The sequence below is a fragment of the Trueperaceae bacterium genome, assembly GCA_031581195.1.
GTDB lineage: Bacteria > Deinococcota > Deinococci > Deinococcales > Trueperaceae > SLSQ01.
The window spans coordinates 21,630-37,659 of the sequence record JAVLCF010000006.1 but is presented as its reverse complement, the minus strand read 5'-3'; the positions used below and the strand labels follow the sequence as shown (position 1 = coordinate 37,659).

General features: G+C 74.7%; 12 protein-coding genes and 1 riboswitch. Of the genes, 9 read left to right on the top strand and 3 right to left on the bottom strand.

What is annotated here, in order from left to right:
• On the bottom strand, nt 1-1,863 hold a 1,863-nt coding region (locus tag RI554_01305), incomplete at its 3' end, for an endonuclease MutS2 (protein ID MDR9390647.1).
• A 4-nt stretch (nt 1,864-1,867) separates the two neighbouring features.
• The gene (pta, locus tag RI554_01300) at nt 1,868-4,045 is read right to left on the bottom strand and encodes a phosphate acetyltransferase (GenBank protein ID MDR9390646.1); all 2,178 of its coding nucleotides are present in this window, start codon (nt 4,043-4,045) and stop codon (nt 1,868-1,870) included.
• An 87-nt stretch (nt 4,046-4,132) separates the two neighbouring features.
• Here pta and RI554_01295 point away from each other — a divergent pair, with 87 nt between their 5' ends.
• The gene (locus RI554_01295) at nt 4,133-5,401 is read left to right on the top strand and encodes an MFS transporter (GenBank protein ID MDR9390645.1); all 1,269 of its coding nucleotides are present in this window, start codon (nt 4,133-4,135) and stop codon (nt 5,399-5,401) included.
• Between the two features lie 55 nt (nt 5,402-5,456).
• A riboswitch (TPP riboswitch) is annotated at nt 5,457-5,552 on the top strand.
• A gap of 23 nt (nt 5,553-5,575) precedes the next feature.
• Nucleotides 5,576-6,667 (top strand): thiamine ABC transporter substrate-binding protein, encoded by a 1,092-nt coding sequence (locus RI554_01290; GenBank protein ID MDR9390644.1) that lies wholly within the window; start codon nt 5,576-5,578, stop codon nt 6,665-6,667.
• 17 nt (nt 6,668-6,684) lie between these two features.
• Here the strand turns inward: RI554_01290 and RI554_01285 are convergent, their stop codons facing one another.
• A complete protein-coding gene (locus tag RI554_01285) occupies nt 6,685-7,593 on the bottom strand; it encodes an AEC family transporter (protein MDR9390643.1) in 909 nt (302 codons plus the stop codon).
• A gap of 53 nt (nt 7,594-7,646) precedes the next feature.
• Between RI554_01285 and RI554_01280 the strand changes: the two genes are divergently transcribed.
• From RI554_01280 to RI554_01250, 7 genes are all read left to right on the top strand, one after another.
• Nucleotides 7,647-9,242 (top strand): iron ABC transporter permease, encoded by a 1,596-nt coding sequence (locus RI554_01280; GenBank protein ID MDR9390642.1) that lies wholly within the window; start codon nt 7,647-7,649, stop codon nt 9,240-9,242.
• Entirely contained in the window at nt 9,239-10,255 is a 1,017-nt protein-coding gene (locus RI554_01275; protein MDR9390641.1) for an ABC transporter ATP-binding protein, read from the top strand. Before RI554_01280 ends, RI554_01275 begins: the two co-directional genes overlap by 4 nt.
• Nucleotides 10,252-10,899 (top strand): thiamine diphosphokinase, encoded by a 648-nt coding sequence (locus RI554_01270; GenBank protein ID MDR9390640.1) that lies wholly within the window; start codon nt 10,252-10,254, stop codon nt 10,897-10,899. The genes RI554_01275 and RI554_01270 overlap by 4 nt, the downstream gene beginning before the upstream one ends.
• A 122-nt stretch (nt 10,900-11,021) precedes the next feature.
• Complete coding sequence (locus RI554_01265; GenBank protein MDR9390639.1) at nt 11,022-12,008, top strand: LacI family DNA-binding transcriptional regulator; 987 nt, start codon at nt 11,022-11,024, stop codon at nt 12,006-12,008.
• A 78-nt stretch (nt 12,009-12,086) separates the two neighbouring features.
• Nucleotides 12,087-13,418 carry an extracellular solute-binding protein gene (locus RI554_01260; protein ID MDR9390638.1) on the top strand — a complete coding sequence of 444 codons (1,332 nt, stop codon included), beginning with the start codon at nt 12,087-12,089 and terminating at the stop codon, nt 13,416-13,418.
• 56 nt (nt 13,419-13,474) lie between these two features.
• Complete coding sequence (locus RI554_01255; protein ID MDR9390637.1) at nt 13,475-14,731, top strand: sugar ABC transporter permease; 1,257 nt, start codon at nt 13,475-13,477, stop codon at nt 14,729-14,731.
• Entirely contained in the window at nt 14,728-15,957 is a 1,230-nt protein-coding gene (locus tag RI554_01250; protein ID MDR9390636.1) for a carbohydrate ABC transporter permease, read from the top strand. Before RI554_01255 ends, RI554_01250 begins: the two co-directional genes overlap by 4 nt.
• Nucleotides 15,958-16,030 lie beyond the last annotated feature (73 nt).

Below are 16,030 nucleotides of genomic sequence, written 5' to 3'. Positions count from 1 at the left end.
CCGCCGCCCACCCCGGTCGAAGAGCGCGAGCCGCGGCGCGTCGCGGCGCGCTTCGCGCCGCAACGCCCGGATCTCCTCGAGCGCCTGCGACCGCCCACCCCCCGCGTCGGTCGCCGCGGTCTTCCCGAGCCGCGTCGCGCGTTGCAGCGTCGCCTGCAGTTGCGCCTCCGCCTTCGCCGCCGCCTCCGCCAACAGCTCGTCCTCGCGCGCCCGCAACCGCGCGATCTCCGCCTCCAGCTCGCCCGCGCGCTCCCGCGCCGCCGCCGCGTCGCGCTCCGCCTCCGCGCGGGATGCCGCGAGCGATTCGCGCTGGTCCTCCAGCGCCTCCAGCAGCCGCTCGAGGCGCCCCCCCTCCGGCCCCAACAACGCCGCCGCGCGCGCCAACACCGCGTCGGGGAGGCCCAAACGCTCCGCGATCGCCAGCGCGTAACTGCGGCCCGGCTGCCCGACCACCAGCTCGAAGGTCGGCGCGAGCGCGTCGACGTCGAACCGCATCGCGGCGTTGCGGAGCCCCGCCGCGTCCGACGCGAACACCTTGAGCGGCGCCAGGTGCGTCGTCACCAACCCCTTCGCGCCCGACGCCACCACCCGCTCCAGGATCGCCTGCGACAGCGACGCCCCCTCGTCGGGATCGGTGCCCGACCCCAACTCGTCGATCAACACCAACGTCTCCGCGTCCGCCTCCGCCAGGATCACGCCGAGCCGCGTCAGGTGCCCCGCGTACGTCGACAACGACGCCTCGATCGACTGTTCGTCGCCGATGTCCGCCCGCACCCGCGCGAACCACGGCAGCCGCGGCGGGCGCCCCTCGACCCCCGCCGCCACCGGGAGGCCCGCCTGCGCCATCGCGACCGCCACCCCCAGCGTCTTGAGCAGCACCGTCTTCCCGCCCGCGTTCGGGCCCGTGATCACCATCAGGCGCCGCGCCTCGTCCAGCGCGACGTCGTTCGCGACGCACCCCTCCACCAACGGGTGGCGGGCGGCGGGCAGCTCCAGCCGCCCGTCCTCGCCGGCCTCCGCCCGCACGAGCCCCCAATCCTCCGCCAACCGCGCCGTCGCCGACGCCACGTCGAGCGTCGCGACCGCCTCGAACGTCGCGTCGAGGTCCGGATGCGCCGCCAACGCCCGACCGAGCTCGAACAGGATCCTTCGGACCTCGTCGCGCTCCTCGACCATCAACAACGCCAACTCGTTGTTCATCGCCACCACCGACTGCGGCTCGACGAACACCGTCTTCCCCGAATCGCTGGCGTCGACCGCGATGCCCGGCACCTGCCCCTGCGCCTCGGCGCGGATCGGGATGACGTAGCGGTCCCGCCGCAACGTCACGATCGGATCCTGCACCGCGCTCGCGTGCCGCTCCAGCAGCGCCTCCAGCGCACTGCGGATGCGGCCGCGAAGCGGCCGCAAGCGCCGCCGCACGTCGCGCAGTTTCGGGGTGGCGTCGTCCCGCACGCGCCCCTCGCCGTCCACCTGCTCGCGCACCGTCCGCAACCACCCGTCGAACATTCCCATGCCGGCCGCCACCGCCCCGAGCTGCGGCTGCTCCCGCTGCGCCGCCGCCCGCCGCAGGTGCTCCACCGCGTCGAGGGTGTACGCCACCTGCACGATCACGTCCCCCTCCAGCATCCGCCCGTCCCGGGCGGCGTCCACCGCCTCGCGGACGTCCTCGATCCCGCCCAACGGCAGCTCCCCGAGCGCCTGGATCTCCGCGACGCGATCCAGCCGCGCCGCGGCGACCGCGGGGTCGTCGCACGGCGCGAGCGCCTCGGCGGCCTCCCTCCCGAAGCGGGTGGCGGCGCGGTCCGCCAGCGCGGCACGCACCCGCGGGAACGACAACGTCGCGAGCAGGTCGGCGTCCACGCCGCTACCCGGCCGCGGCCCGCTCGGCCGCCTGCCGCGCCTGGATGGCGGTCAACGCGATCGTGTAGATCACGTCGTCCACCAACGCCCCGCGCGAGAGGTCGTTCACCGGCCGCCGCAACCCCTGCAGCATCGGCCCGATCGACACGACCCCGGCGCTGCGCTGCACCGCCTTGTACGTCGTGTTCCCCGTGTTCAGGTCGGGGAAGATCAACACCGTCGCGCGGCCCGCGACGGGGCTGCCCGGCGCCTTCGACGCCGCGACCGACGCGACCGACGCCGCGTCGTACTGCAGCGGACCGTCCACGATCAGGTCCGGCCGCAGCTCCCGCACCCGCGCCGTCGCCGCGCGGACCTTCTCGACGTCGCTGCCCTCCCCCGAATCGCCGGTCGAGTACGACACCATCGCGACGCGCGGCTCGATCCCGAAGAACGCCGCGCTGTCCGCCGACTGGATCGCGATGTCGGCCAACTCCTCGGCGTTCGGGTCGGGGTTGATGGCGCAATCGCCGTACACCAGCACCTGACTGGGGAGCGCCATGAAGAACACCGAACTCACCAACTTCGCCTCCGGCGTGGTCTTGATCAACTGCATCGCCGGCCGCACCGTCGACGCGGTCGTGTGCACCGCGCCCGACACGAGCCCGTCGACCTCCCCCTCCGCCAGCATCATCGTGCCCAGCACCACGTCGTCGAGCAGCTGCTCCCGCGCGATGGGCTCCGTCACGCCCTTGTGCGCCCGCAGCGCCACCATCGCCGGGACGTAGCGCTCCCGCCGGTGCGCCGTCGGTTCGATCACCTCGACCCCGTCGGGCAGCGTCAGCCCGCGCGCCGCGGCGACCCGCTCGACCGCCTCGCGCGTCGCGAGCAACACCGGGCGGGCGATGCCCCGCTCGAAGGCACGGACGGCGGCCTCCACCGTCCGCGGTTCGTCCCCCTCCGGCAGCACGATGCGCGCGTTCGCCGCGCGCGCCTCGGTCACGAGGCGGTGCATGAAGGCGGGCGGCGAGAGGCGCGGTTCGCGGTCGGTCGCGATCCGCTCGGCGAACGCCTCGACGTCCAACGCCGACGCCACGCCGTCCATCACCCGCTCGATCCGGTCGAGGTCGTCGGCGGGCACCTCGAGGTCGATCGCCGCCGCCCGCGCCGCACTGACGTAGCTGTCCTCGGGCACGGTCAGGACCGGCAGGTCCCCCCGCAACGCCGTCTCCGCGAGGGCGGCGATGCGCGGGTCCGGCTCGATCCCGCCCGTCAACACCAACCCCGCCAGCGGCACGCCGTTGCGGGCCGCCATCGCGACGGCCAGCACGACGTCGTCGCGGTCGCCGGGCGTGATGATCAACGTGCCCGGCTGCAACCGGTGCGTCATGTTCGCCACCGTCCGCGCGACCACCGCGACGTCCGCGACGCGCAGGCGGTCCATCGCGCCGGCGTTCCAGATCGTCGCGTCCAACTGCCGCGCGACGTCCAGCGTCCGCGGCGACACGAGCGCCGGGTCCCACGGCACCGTCCCGAGCAGCCGAAACGACGGCCCCAGGACCGCCATGCGGGCGCGCAGGTCGGCCGCCGTCGGCACCTCCGTCGGGGTGCGCGCGGCCGCCAACGCCGCCCCGAACCGCTCGGGCGGCGCCCCCAGCTTGTTCACGACGACCCCCAACGTCCGCGGGTCCGCCGCCCCCCCGTACGTCTGCGCGAGCGCCTCGAGGCGCTCCGAGAACGCCTCCGGGGTGCCGTCCGCCAACGCCCCCACGAACAGGACCTCCGCGTCGAACGCCGTCGCGACCGCCTCGTTCAGGGTGTCGAGCTCGGGGTGGTCGGCGGTCGCGACGAGCCCCTCGACGATCCACACGTCGATCTCCGCGTCCGCCGACACCTCCTGCGCCCGCCCGACGATCTCCTCGAGGAGGGTGCCCTCCTGGCCCGCCCCGAGCCGTTCCTCGGCGTGCGCCCACGGCAGGGCCGGGACCGCCAGCACGTCGCTCGTCTCGCTCACGAAGTGCCCCGAGCGCTCCGGGCCGCCGCCGTCGCCGGTCCCCTCGTCGCCGCCGGGCTGTCGAATCGGTTTGTGGAAGCCCACCCGCAGGCCGCTCCGGTCGAGGGCGCGGACGAGGCCCATCGCGACCGTCGTGAGGCCCGCTCCGGGGCCGACGGGCGCGAGGAAGAACACGTGCGAGGTCGCCATGCGGTCAGGGTATCGCGGGTGGCGCGCCCCCGCGTCGCGTGCGCCGCGCCGCCGGGCCGCTCCGGCGCGAGTCGGTAGGATGCGCGGGTGCGCGCCGCGAACCCCCCCACCCCCGCCCCGTCCGGCCCCCCGGCCAGCGACTGGCGGCGGGTGCTGGCGGTCATGTTCGTCGCGCAGCTCCTGGCCGCCGTCGGCTTCTCGACGATCTTCCCGTTCCTCCCGAACTACGTGCACGAGCTCGGTTCGTCCTGGGGGCTGAACCTCACCTTCCTCGCCGGCGCGGTGTTCAGCGGCCAGGCGATCACGATGATGATCGCCTCCCCCTTCTGGGGCGCGGTGTCGGACCGGTTCGGACGCAAACCGATGGTCCAACGCGCGATGTTCGGCGGCGCGGCGGTCATCTTCCTGATGGCGTTCGCGCGCAGCGCCGAGGAACTCGTGCTGCTTCGCATGGTGCAGGGCGTCCTGACCGGCGTCATCAGCGCCGCCAACGCCCTCGTCGCCTCGCAAGCGCCGCGCGAACGCTCCGGCTTCGCCCTCGGGGCGCTGCAGACGTCCCTGATGAGCGGCGTGGCGCTCGGGCCGCTCCTGGGCGGCCTGATGGCGGACGCCTTCGGCTACCGCGCCGCGCACGTCGTCACCGCCGCCCTGCTGCTGCTCGGGGGGATCCTGGTGCAGGTCGGGGTCCGCGAAGCGTTCGAGCGGCCCGCCACCATGCGGCCGTTCACCGGCTTCCTCGCCGACTGGCGGCACATCCTCGCCACCCCCGGCGTGCAGGGCACCTTCGCCGCGCGTTTCTTCGCGTGGCTGGCGCGCGGCGTGCTGGTCCCCATCCTGCCGTTGTTCGTGCCGCTGCTGCTGGCCGGCGACGGCCGCACCGCGACCTTCACGGGGTTGGTGATCGGCGTCGCGTCGGCCACCAGCACCCTCTCGGCGTTCGGCCTCGGGCGGCTCGGCGATCGGATCGGCCACCGCACCGTCCTGATCGGCTCCAGCGCCGTCGCCGCCGCCAGCTACCTCCCGATGGCGTTCGTCGCGACGCCCGCGCAGCTGCTGCTCCTCAACGCCGTGGCCGGCGTCGCGATCGGCGGGGTGATGCCGTCGCTGTCGGCGCTGCTGAACGTCGTGACGGAGCAGACGGAGGTGGGCTCGGCGTTCGGGCTCGACAACGCCGTGATCGCCGCCAGCCGCGCCGTCGCGCCGCTCGTCGGCGTCGGCCTGGCGGCGGCGTTGGGGGGCGGGGAGGTCGGCTACCGCGCGGTGTTCGTCGCCGCCGCCGCGATGTTCCTCGCCACCATCGCGATCGCGGTGCGGCTCCGCCCCACCGCCGCGCCGCAGCCGGCCCCCGGCGACTGAACGGCGCGGCGCGACCCGCGTCACGCCCCACCCCCCCGCCGGCGCGCTACACTTCCCCCGTCACCAGGGGTGCCCGCGACGCGGGCTGAGATCACACCCTCGGAACCTGACCCCGCTCGGACGGGCGTAGGAAGCGTGACCGATTCCCTTCCCTGGTGACCGGAAGGGAGACCCATGCCTCACCCCACCCCCCACCCGCTCCGCGCGGCCCGGCGCGCCCTGGCCGCCGCCCTCCTGTGCGCCGTCGCGGCGGCGTCGTCCGCCGCCGCGCAGGAGGTCACCCTCGTGACGCACGACTCGTTCACGCTGCCCGAGGCGCGCGTCGCGGCGTTCGAGGCGGAGACCGGCCTCGACCTGCGCCTGGTGTCCGGCGGGGACGCCGGCGCGATGGTCAACCGGGCGCTGCTCACGTCCGGCCGCCCGATCGCCGACGCGCTGTTCGGGATCGACGACGCGTTGATCGCCCGCGAAGGCGCCCGCGACCTGTTCGCGCCGTACGCCCCCGACGCCCTCGACGCCGTGCCCGACGCCCTGCGCTTCGCCGGCGACCGCCTCACGCCGGTCACCGTCGGGTACGTCACCCTCAACTACGACCTCGCCGCGCTCGAGGCGCGCGGCCTCGCGGTCCCCAGCGACCTGCGCGACCTGACGACGCCCGCCTACGCCGGCGCGACGGTCGTCACCGACCCCGCGACGTCGAGCCCCGGCCTGGCGTTCCTGCTCACCACGATCGCTCGGTTCGGGGAGGGCGGCGCGTACGACTGGTTGGACTACTGGGCGGACCTGCGCGACGCGGACGTGCGCGTCACGTCCGGCTGGTCGGACGCCTACTACACCGCCTTCACCCGCTACGGCGGCGACCGCCCGGTCGTCCTCTCGTACGCCACCAGCCCCGCGGCGGAGGTGCTGTTCGCCGAGACGCCGCTCGACGTCGCCCCGACCGGCAGCCTCCACTGCGACGCCTGCGCGTGGCGGCAGATCGAAGCGGCCGGCGTCCTCGCGGGCGGCGACGAGGACGCCGCCGCGCGCGTCGTCGACTTCCTGCTGGCGCCCGCGACGCAGGCGGCGGTCCCCGAAGCGATGTTCGTCTACCCCGCCCGCGACGACGTGCCGCTGCCCGACGCCTTCGAGGCGTACGCGCCCGCGCCGCCCGAGGCGGCCGTCGCGTCGCTCGACGCGGCCCGCATCGAAGCGAACCAGGCCCGCTGGCTGGAGCAGTGGACCCAGGTCGTGCAGCGCGGGCGCGCCCCGGACGAGGTGCGCTGACGCGCCGGTCCGCCGCCCTAGAGCAGGGGACGCAGCAGCGTCAGCACGATCGGCAGCGTCACGAGCGACGCGGCGGTCGTGATCGCGACGGTCTCCCCGACCGGCGCGGGGTCCCCGCCGAACTCCACCGTCATGACGAGCGTGTTGACGGCGGTCGGCATGGCGCTCAGCAGGACGAGCGCCGCGAGGTCGAGCCCGGTCAACCCCACGAGCAGGCCGGCGGCGGTCCCGAGGGCGGGCGCCAGAATCATCTTCAGGGTGACGGCGCCCCACACGCGCTTCGTGGGGCGCCAGCGGCCGGTCTTCACCAGCTGCAACCCCAGGATCAGCAGCATCACCGGGATCGCGGCGTCGGCGACGAGCTCCACGACCCGGGTCGCGGGGAGCGGCAACGCGACGCCGGTCCGGTGGACGACCAGGCCCGCGAGCGCCGCCCACAACACCGGGAACCCCGCGACGGTCCGCAGCACCTGCGCCGGGGTGCGGGCCGCGCCGAACAACACCGGCCCGAGGGTGTACATCAGCAGGGCGGTCGCGACGTACAGGACGACGGCGCGGTCGAGGCCCGCCTCGCCGAACGCGAACAACGCGACGGAGAGGTTGACGTTCGCGCCGTTGCCGAGCATCGACGTGCCCGCCAACGCGCGCCGGGCCGGCCCGTCGAGGCGCGCCCCGAGGGTCCAGGCGATGGCAGCGATCGCCGCGGCGAACGTCGCGAAGCCGAGCACCAATCGCGCCACGGCGATCTCGCCCGGGTCGAGGCCCGCCATCGCGCGGAACGCCAGGAACGGAAGCAGGACGTACAGGCTCGTGCGGTTGAGGGACGGGACGTCGATCCGCAGCCACCGGCCGGCGAGCGCCCCGAGGGCGACCACCGTGAAGACGGGCAGGACGACGTCGATCAGCACGGCGATCGAGGCGAGCACGCGGCATCCTACCCACGCCTCCGGGACGCACGTCCCGGAGGCGGGGAGGCGGCGTGAACGGCCGCGGACCGTTCGGACCGGCGAGCGTCGCGGCGCTCCTGGCGACGGCGTTCCTTGCCGTCCTCCTCCTCGTGCCGCTCGCCGCGATCCTGCAGCGCGGCCTCGCCGACGCGCCGTTCGCGGCCCTCGCGGACGTGGCCGGCGACCCGTTCTTCCGCGAGCGGCTGGGGCGCACCCTCGCGCAGGCGACGCTCTCGACCGCCCTCACGCTGGCGTCGGGCCTCCCCGCCGCCCTCGTCTTCGCCCGCTACCGCTTTCCCGGCAAGGCGCTGCTGCGCGCCGCCTTCACGGTGCCGTTCGTCATGCCCACCGTCGTGGCCGGCGCCGCCTTCCTGGCGCTCCTGGGGCCGGGCGGCGCGCTGGGGATCGACGGGCTGGACACGCTGGGCCTGGTGCTGCTCGCGCACGTGTTCTACAACCACGCGATCGTCGTGCGCCTGGTCGGCGGCTTCCTCGAGGCGGCCGCCCCGCGCCTGCGCGACGCCGCCGCCACGCTCGGCGCGGGGCCGCTCCGGACCGCGTGGCGCGTCACGCTGCCGCTGGCGGCCCCGGCGATCCTCGCCGCCGCCGCCCTCGTGTTCGTCTTCACCTTCACCAGCTTCGGCGTGATCCTTCTGCTGGCGCCGGGGGGCGCCTGGAACACCCTCGAGGTGGAGGTGTACCGCAGCGTCGCGCGCACCCTCCAGCTCGACGTCGCCGCCACCCTCGCCGCCCTGCAGCTGGTCGTCGCGATGGCGGTCGCCGGCGGCTACGCGGCGCTGCAGGCGCGCACCGCCGTCCCCCTGCGCGGCGGGGCACCGCTGCCGCGCCCCGGGCGCGGGGGGACGCTCGCGCTCGCCGCGACGTTGACGCCGCCGTTGCTGCTGACCCTCGCGCCGCTCGCGGCGTTGGCGTGGCGCAGCGTCGTGCCGCCCGGCGCGGACGGCCCCACCGCGCTCGGGTGGCGCGCCGCGTTCGCCCCCAGCGACCTGCTCGGGGTCGCCTCCGGCGCGCAGGCGACGTGGACGTCGCTGCGTTTCGCGGGGGCCTCCGCGCTGCTCGCGACGGCGGCCGGGACCGCCTTCGCGTACGCCGTCGTGCGGGGCGGCCACCGGTGGCTCGACCGGGCGAGCCTCCTACCGCTCGCGACGAGCAGCGTCACGCTGGGCCTCGGCATCCTCCTCGCCTGGCCGGCGTGGGCCGGCACCTTCGGGGGGTTGGCGGCGGCGCACGCGCTGATCGGCATGCCGTTCGTCGCGCGGGCGCTGCTGCCCTCGCTCCGCGGGATCCCGGCGTCGCGCAGCGCGGCGGCGGCGGTCGCCGGGGCGGGACCGTGGAGACGCCTCGTGCGCGTCGACCTGCCCGCCCTACGTCCCGCCCTCGTGGCGGGCGGCGGGTTCGCCGCCGCGGTGTCGCTCGGGGAGTTCGGCGCGGCGCTCGTGCTGACGCGTCCGGAGTGGGCGACGTTGCCGGTGGCGATCTACCAGCGGTTGGGGCGGCCCGGCGCGGAGAACCATGCTGCGGCGATGGCGATGGCGGTGACCCTGATGCTCGCGACCGGTCTCGTGATGGCGCTCCTCGACCGGCTCGGCGGGCAGGGGGAGTGGTGAGCGCGGCGCCGGCCGACGACGACGTCCTCGCGGTCCGCGGCGTCGTCCGCCGCTACGGCGCCGTGCGGGCCCTCGACGGCGTCGACCTGGACGTGCCGGCCGGCGCGACGGTGGCGCTCCTCGGCCCGTCGGGCTGCGGGAAATCGACGTTGCTGCGGATCCTCGCCGGCCTCGAACCGCCCGACGCGGGCCGCGTGACGCTCGCGGGGCGCGACCTGGCGCCCATCCCGGCGCAACGGCGGGGGGTGGGGATGGTGTTCCAGGATTTCGCGTTGTTCCCGCACCTCGACGTCGCGGGCAACGTCGCCTTCGCGCTCGTCGAGGCCGGCTGGTCGCGCGCCGCGCGCCGCGCCCGCGTCGCGGAGCTCTTGGAGCGCGTCGGTCTCGCCGGCGCCGAGGCGCGCCGCCCGCACGAGCTGTCGGGCGGGCAACGGCAACGCGTCGCGTTGGCGCGAGCGCTTGCGCCGCACCCGCGAACGCTGCTGCTCGACGAACCGCTCAGCAACCTCGACCGGGCGTTGCGGGCGGACCTCGAGACGGAGCTCCGGGACCTGCTCGGGTCCCTCGACCTGCGGGCGGTGTACGTCACGCACGACCAGCGGGAGGCGTTCGCGCTCGGGGACGTCGTGGCGCTCATGCGGGCCGGCCGCATCCGCCGGGTGGCGACCCCGGACGCGCTGCTCGACGCGCCCGGCGACGTCTGGACGGCGCGCTTCCTGGGCCTCCGGGAGGTGCTGCCGGCCGACGTGGGTCGTCGCCTCGGGTTCGGCGGGCCGGTGCTGCTGCGCACCGAGCGGTGGACGCCCGACCCGGACGGGCGGCCGTTCTCCGTCGCGCGGGTCGTGCGGCTCGGGGCCGAGGTCGCCTTCGACCTGGAGGCCCCCGACTGGGGCGCCACGCTGCGCTGGGTGGCCCGCCCCCGGGAACTGCCTAGCGACGTCCCCGGCGTCGGGGAGGCGCTGTCGCTGCGGGTGCCCGACGACGCCTGGACGCCGCTCGAGGACGACGCGTGACGGCGCTGGTGCTGGCGGGCGGGGCGGTGCACGCCACCGCCCGCCTGCGCGCGGCGGTGCGCGACGCGACCCTCGTGATCGCGGCGGACGGCGGCCTCCGGCACGCCGCGGCGTTGGGCGTGACGCCCGACCGGCTGGTCGGCGACCTCGATTCGGTGCGCGAAGCCGACCGGGCGGCCTGGCCCGGCCTCGCGGTCGAGGCGGCCCCCGCCGACAAGGACGTCCTCGACCTGGAGTTGGCGCTCGACGCCGCGCGGGCGCGGGGGGCGACGCGTACCCTCGTCGTGGGGGCGTTCGGGGGGCGGCTCGACCAGTCGCTGGCGGCGGCGCAGATCGCCGCGCGCCGCGCGGAGCGCGGCGAGGCGCTCGCGCTCCTGGACGGCCTGCAGGACGTCCATCCGGTCGCGGCCGGCGGCGCGCTGGACCTGCCGCTGCCGGCGGGGACGACGTTCAGTCTGGTGGGGTTCGGCGACGTCGCCCGCGTGAGCGTGGGCGGCGCCGCCTACCCGCTGGACGCGGCCGCCCTCCCGCGCGGCGTGGGGCGCGGGGTGTCGAACGTCGCGGAGGGCGACGGGACCCGCGTCGACGTCCACGCGGGCGTCGTCCTCGTCGTCGTCCTCCACGACGTCGTGCGCGACGCCTGAGGGCGGCGCCCGCCCGCCGGCCGCTGAAAACGCTTGCATTCCGGCTCGCCGTGCGCCATAGTGGAGCCATCGACAAGATGTAAACGTTTGCAGTCGTCCCGCTTCGGGGCGCCAGGAGGCCGATGCCCGACCGTCCCCCCACCCTGCACGACGTCGCTCGACACGCCGCCGTCTCCACGGCGACGGTCTCCCGCGTCGTCAACGGCGGCGCCGTCGCCGACGCCACCGCCCGCGTGGTGCGCGACGCCATCCGCGACCTCGGCTACGTCCCCAACCCCGCCGCCCGCGGCCTCATCACCGGCCGCAGCGACGTCGTCGGCATCCTCGTCCCCGACCTCGTCGGACCCCTCAACGCCGCCATCGCACGCGGCGTCGAGGACGTCCTCGAAGCCCACGACAAACTCGCGACGATCATGACCGACCACCGCGACGAGGCGCGCGAAGCGCGCCGCGTCGCCACGCTCGTCGCCCGCCGCGTCGACGGCCTCGTCCTGATCGGCAGCCACCTGCACGACGCCCCCCTCCGCGACCTGGTCGGCGACACGCCGGTCGTGCACGTCGGTGCGGAACGCCCGCCCGGCGACGGCGGCGTCCCCGAGGTCCGCATCGACAACCACGCCGGCATCGACGCCGCCCTGGCCCACCTCGCCGCCCTCGGGCACCGCGACGTCGCCCACCTCGCCGGCCCGCGCCGCGACGGCGCGGAACGCCGCGCCGCCCTCCGCACCCTCGCCCCCCGCCACGGCCTGCGCGTCCGCCGCGTCGTCGACACCGACTTCAGCGAAGAAAGCGGCCGCGCCGCCGGCGCCACCCTCCTCGCCGACGGCGACGCCACCGCCGTCCTGTGCGCCAACGACCGGGTCGCCGCCGGCTTCTACGCCGCCGCCCGCGAACGCGGCCTGCACCTCCCCGACGACCTGTCCGTCGTCGGCTTCGACGACCTCCCCTGGAGCGCCTACCTCGACCCGCCCCTCACCACCGTCCGGCAGCCCGGACGCGCCCTCGGGCGCGACGCCGCCGCCCGCCTCTTCGACGCCGGCGCGGGCCCCCCCGCGCCGGTCACGCCCGACCTCGTCCCGCGGGACTCCACGGTCCCGCCGCCCCGCTAGGCCGACACCCGCGCAGACCGGCGCGGTTCGGACACGCCCCCGAGCCCCCGCGGCTCGACGGTACGAAGGAGGAAGCCCGTGAAACGACTCGTCGTCCCCCTCGCGTTGGCCCTGATCGGCAGCTTGGCGTTCGCGCAACTGCGCATGTGGACCACGCAGGTCCAACCCGAACGCATGGAGGTGCAGGAGAGCATCGCCGCGCAGTTCGAGGCGCAGACCGGCACCGCGATCGAGGTGATCCCCGTCGAGGAGTCCGAACTCGCGACGCGCATCACCGCCGCCTTCAGCGCCGGCGACCTGCCCGACCTCATCTACCACCCGGTCAGCCAGACGATCGGCTGGGCCGAGGCCGGCATCCTCGACGTCACCGCCGCCAGCGAGGTCATCGACGCCCTCGGGGAGAGCACGTTCGCGCAGGGCCTGCTCGGCCTCAACGCCACCCCCGACGGCTACGCCGCGGTGCCCAGCGACGGCTGGACGCAGCTGCTCGTCTACCGCGCCGACCTCTTCGAGGAGGCCGGCCTGGCGCCGCCCACCAGCTACGCCGCGATCGAAACCGCCGTCGAAGCGCTCCACGACCCCCCGAACACCTTCGGCTTCGTCGCCGCCACCGACGTCGACAACGACTACACGATGCAGGTCATCGAGCACCTGTTCCTCGCCAACGGCGTGCAGCTCGTGAACGACGACGGCAGCATCGGCCTCGACGCGGAGGCCACCACCCACGCGCTCGAGTTCTACAAGACCCTCGCCGACGCCAGCCCCGACGGCAACCTCTTCTGGCAACAGTCGCGCGAGCTGTACTTCGACGGGCGCGCCGCCATGATCGTCTGGTCGCCGTTCATCCTCGACGAGATGGCCGGCCTCCGCGACGCGGCCCCCGTCACGATCGGCGACGACCCCACCACCACCGAGCTCGCCGAAGTCACCGGCATCGTCACCAACCTCGCCGGCCCCGACCACCCCGAGGGCGCCAGCTGGGCGGCGCTCTCCAACTGGGGCATCACCGTCGACGCCGACACCGAAGCGGCGCAAGCGTTCGTCGAGTGGATCCTCGACGGCGACGCCTACCTCGAGTGGCTCTCCATGGCGCCCGAAGGCCTGTTCCCGGTCCGCAACGGCACGAGCGCCGACGCCACGGCGTTCGTCGACGGCTGGGGCGAACTCGACGTCGGCGTCGACCGCCGCGCCTCGCTTGGGGAACTGTACGGCGAGGACGTCGTGAACGACATCGTCGCCGGCCTCGCCGTCGCCGACCGCTGGGCGTACGCGCAGGGCGAAGGGGCGCTCCTCTCGCGCCTCTACGGCACCCGCGTCATGGCCGAACTCGTCCGCAGTTACCTCGACGGCGAAGCGACCGTCGAGGAGACCGTCGAACGCTTGCAGAGCCGCGTGGCCGCCCTGCAGTGACGCCCACCCCGGGGGCCGGCACGGCCGGCCCCCGGGCCCCCCAGGAAGGACGTCCCGTGCGCGGAACCCTCGCCGCCCGCGAAGCCCGACTCGCCTATTTGATGCTCACCCCGACGTTCGCGATCGTCTTCGCGATCGTCCTCTTCCCCGTCCTCGCGAATTTCTGGATCGCCTTCAAACCGGTCGAGCTCGGCGACCTGCGCCCCCCCGAACCGATCGTCCGCGAACGCCTCCGCAGCGAAGCGACCGCCGTCGGCGGCGACGTCGTCGTGCGCTACCAGATGCGCAGCAGCTCCCTCGACGTCGCCATCCGCGACGTCGTCCTGTTCGACGCCCTCCCCGCCGGCCTGACGCTGACGACCGACGACCCCCGCTGCGAGCAGGACGGCCGCGACCTCGCCTGCGTCCTGGGGACGTGGGAGGGCGGCCACCGCGAGAACCTCGACCTCACCTTCGAGGCCGGGCCCGCCTACGCCGACGCCGGCTTCCCCGACCCGCTCGCCACCCGACCCCAGATGCGCGGGCGCGCCCCGAACGTCCTCACCGACGCCACCTTCACGCTCGACAACTTCCGTCGCGTCATCGGCGCGCCCGACTTCTGGCCGGCGCTGCGCGTCACCCTCTGGTACACGGTCTTCGGCACGATCGGCTCGATCCTGCTGGGGCTGTTCGCCGCCCAACTCCTTCACGCCGACTTCCTCGGCAAGGGGGTCCTGCGCGGCGTGTTCCTGTTCCCCTACGTCGCCCCCGTCATCGCCGCCGCCTTCGCCTGGGCGTTCCTCCTCGACCCGCTCTCGGGGAACGTCAACGCCGTCCTCAAGGAGTACGGCCTCGTCGAGCAGGCGGTGAATTTCCTCAGTCGCCGCACCGCGACCGTCGACCTGTTCGGCCTCGAACTGGCCGTCCCGATGGCGCTCACGGTCGTCATCCTGTTCGAGGCGTGGCGCTACTTCCCCTTCGCCTTCCTGTTCATCCTCGCGCGCTTCCAGGCGATCCCGCAGGACATGTACGAGGCGGCGGACGTCGACGGCGCCAGCCCCCTGCAACGCTTCTGGTACGTCACCCTGCCCCAGCTCGTCGGCATCCTCTCGACCCTGTTCCTGCTGCGCTTCATCTGGACGTTCAACAAGTTCGACGACATCTTCCTGCTGACCGGCGGCGCCGCCGGCACCAAGACCCTCACCGTCCAGGTGTACGACCAGGCGTTCGCGCTCGCCGACCTCGGTGCCGGCGCCGCCGTCGCCGTCGTCCTCTTCGTCATCCTGGCCACCTTCATGATCCTCTACTTCCGCTTCGCTCCGGAGGGGGAATGATGCGCACCTCACCCGCCGGCTTCGCCCTCGCGAGCCTCGTCGGCGCCTTCGCCGCCGCCCTCCTCGTGCTCGCCTGGAGCCTCCTCACGACCCTCACGACCACCGGGGCGGCCTCCGCACCGCTCGGGTGGGCGCTCGCGTCGGGCGCCGCGCTCGGCGGCGTCCTCGCCGCCCTCCGCCGCGGCAAGGACACGCCCGCGCCCGCCGCCTGGACCGCCGGGGCGGCGGTGGGGCTCGCGTGGGCGGCGGCGTCGGGCGGCGCGCCCCTCGACCTCGCCCACCCGTTCTGGGGCGCCCCCGCCGCCGTCGTGACGTGGATCCTGATCGGCCAGACCACCCGCTACGGGCTGCGCGAGATCGACCTCGTGCGCGTCGACCCGCACGACCGCGAACGGGTCCTGCTGCGCGGGCTGCGCGGCGTGGGGTTCGGCTTCTTCGTCACCATCGTCGTCCTGCCGTTCTGGTTCATGGTCGCCTCGTCGCTCAAGCCCCGGGCGGAGCTGTTGCGCGACCCGACGAACCTCGCGATCGACGTCTCCCGCGGGCTCACGGAGCTCCTCGTCGGCTACCGCGAGGTCCTGATCACGTTCGACTTCGCGCGCTTCATCCTCAACAGCACCTTCGTCGCCGTCGTCACCGTCGCGATCACCCTCGCCCTCGCGGTGCTCGGCGCGTACGCCGTGACGCGCCTCCGCTTCCCCGGGCGCGCCTGGCTGTCGCGCTCGATCCTGCTGATCTACATGTTCCCCGCCATCGTGCTCGTCATCCCGCTCTACGCGATCTTCAGCCAACTGGGGCTGCGCGACACCCTCCCCGGCCTGCTGGTCGTCTACCCCGCCACCACCCTCCCCGTCGCGCTGTACATGCTCCGCAGCTACTTCCAGACGCTCCCCAAGGACCTCGAGGAGGCCGGCATGATCGACGGCTCGACGCGCCTCGGGGTCATCTGGCGCATCACCCTGCCGCTGTCGCTCCCCGCCCTCGCCTCGGTCGGCCTGTACGTGTTCATGATCGCCTGGAACGAGTTCCTGTTCGCCTTCATGTTCCTCGACAGCCCCGAGATCTTCACCCTCTCGCGCGGCATGGTGGCGCTCGACTCGCAGGAGGTCCCCCGCCAGTACCTCATGGCCGGCGCGGTCGTCGTGACGGTCCCCATCATGATCCTGTTCTTCTGGTTCGAGAAGTACCTCGTCGGGGGCCTGACCTCCGGAGGGGTGAAGGGATGACGACCGAGGCCGAACCGATCCCCTCCCCCCGCCCCGACCCCGCGGCCGCGCCCACCCTGCGCACGGAGGCCTG

Bases quoted from the DNA above. Each gene is read 5' to 3' on its own strand.
- RI554_01290 (MDR9390644.1), top strand. From the start codon at position 5,576: ATGCCTCACCCCACCCCCCACCCGCTCCGCGCGGCCCGGCGCGCCCTG.
- pta (MDR9390646.1), bottom strand. From the start codon at position 4,045: ATGGCGACCTCGCACGTGTTCTTCCTCGCGCCCGTCGGCCCCGGAGCG.
- RI554_01265 (MDR9390639.1), top strand. From the start codon at position 11,022: ATGCCCGACCGTCCCCCCACCCTGCACGACGTCGCTCGACACGCCGCC.
- RI554_01250 (MDR9390636.1), top strand. From the start codon at position 14,728: ATGATGCGCACCTCACCCGCCGGCTTCGCCCTCGCGAGCCTCGTCGGC.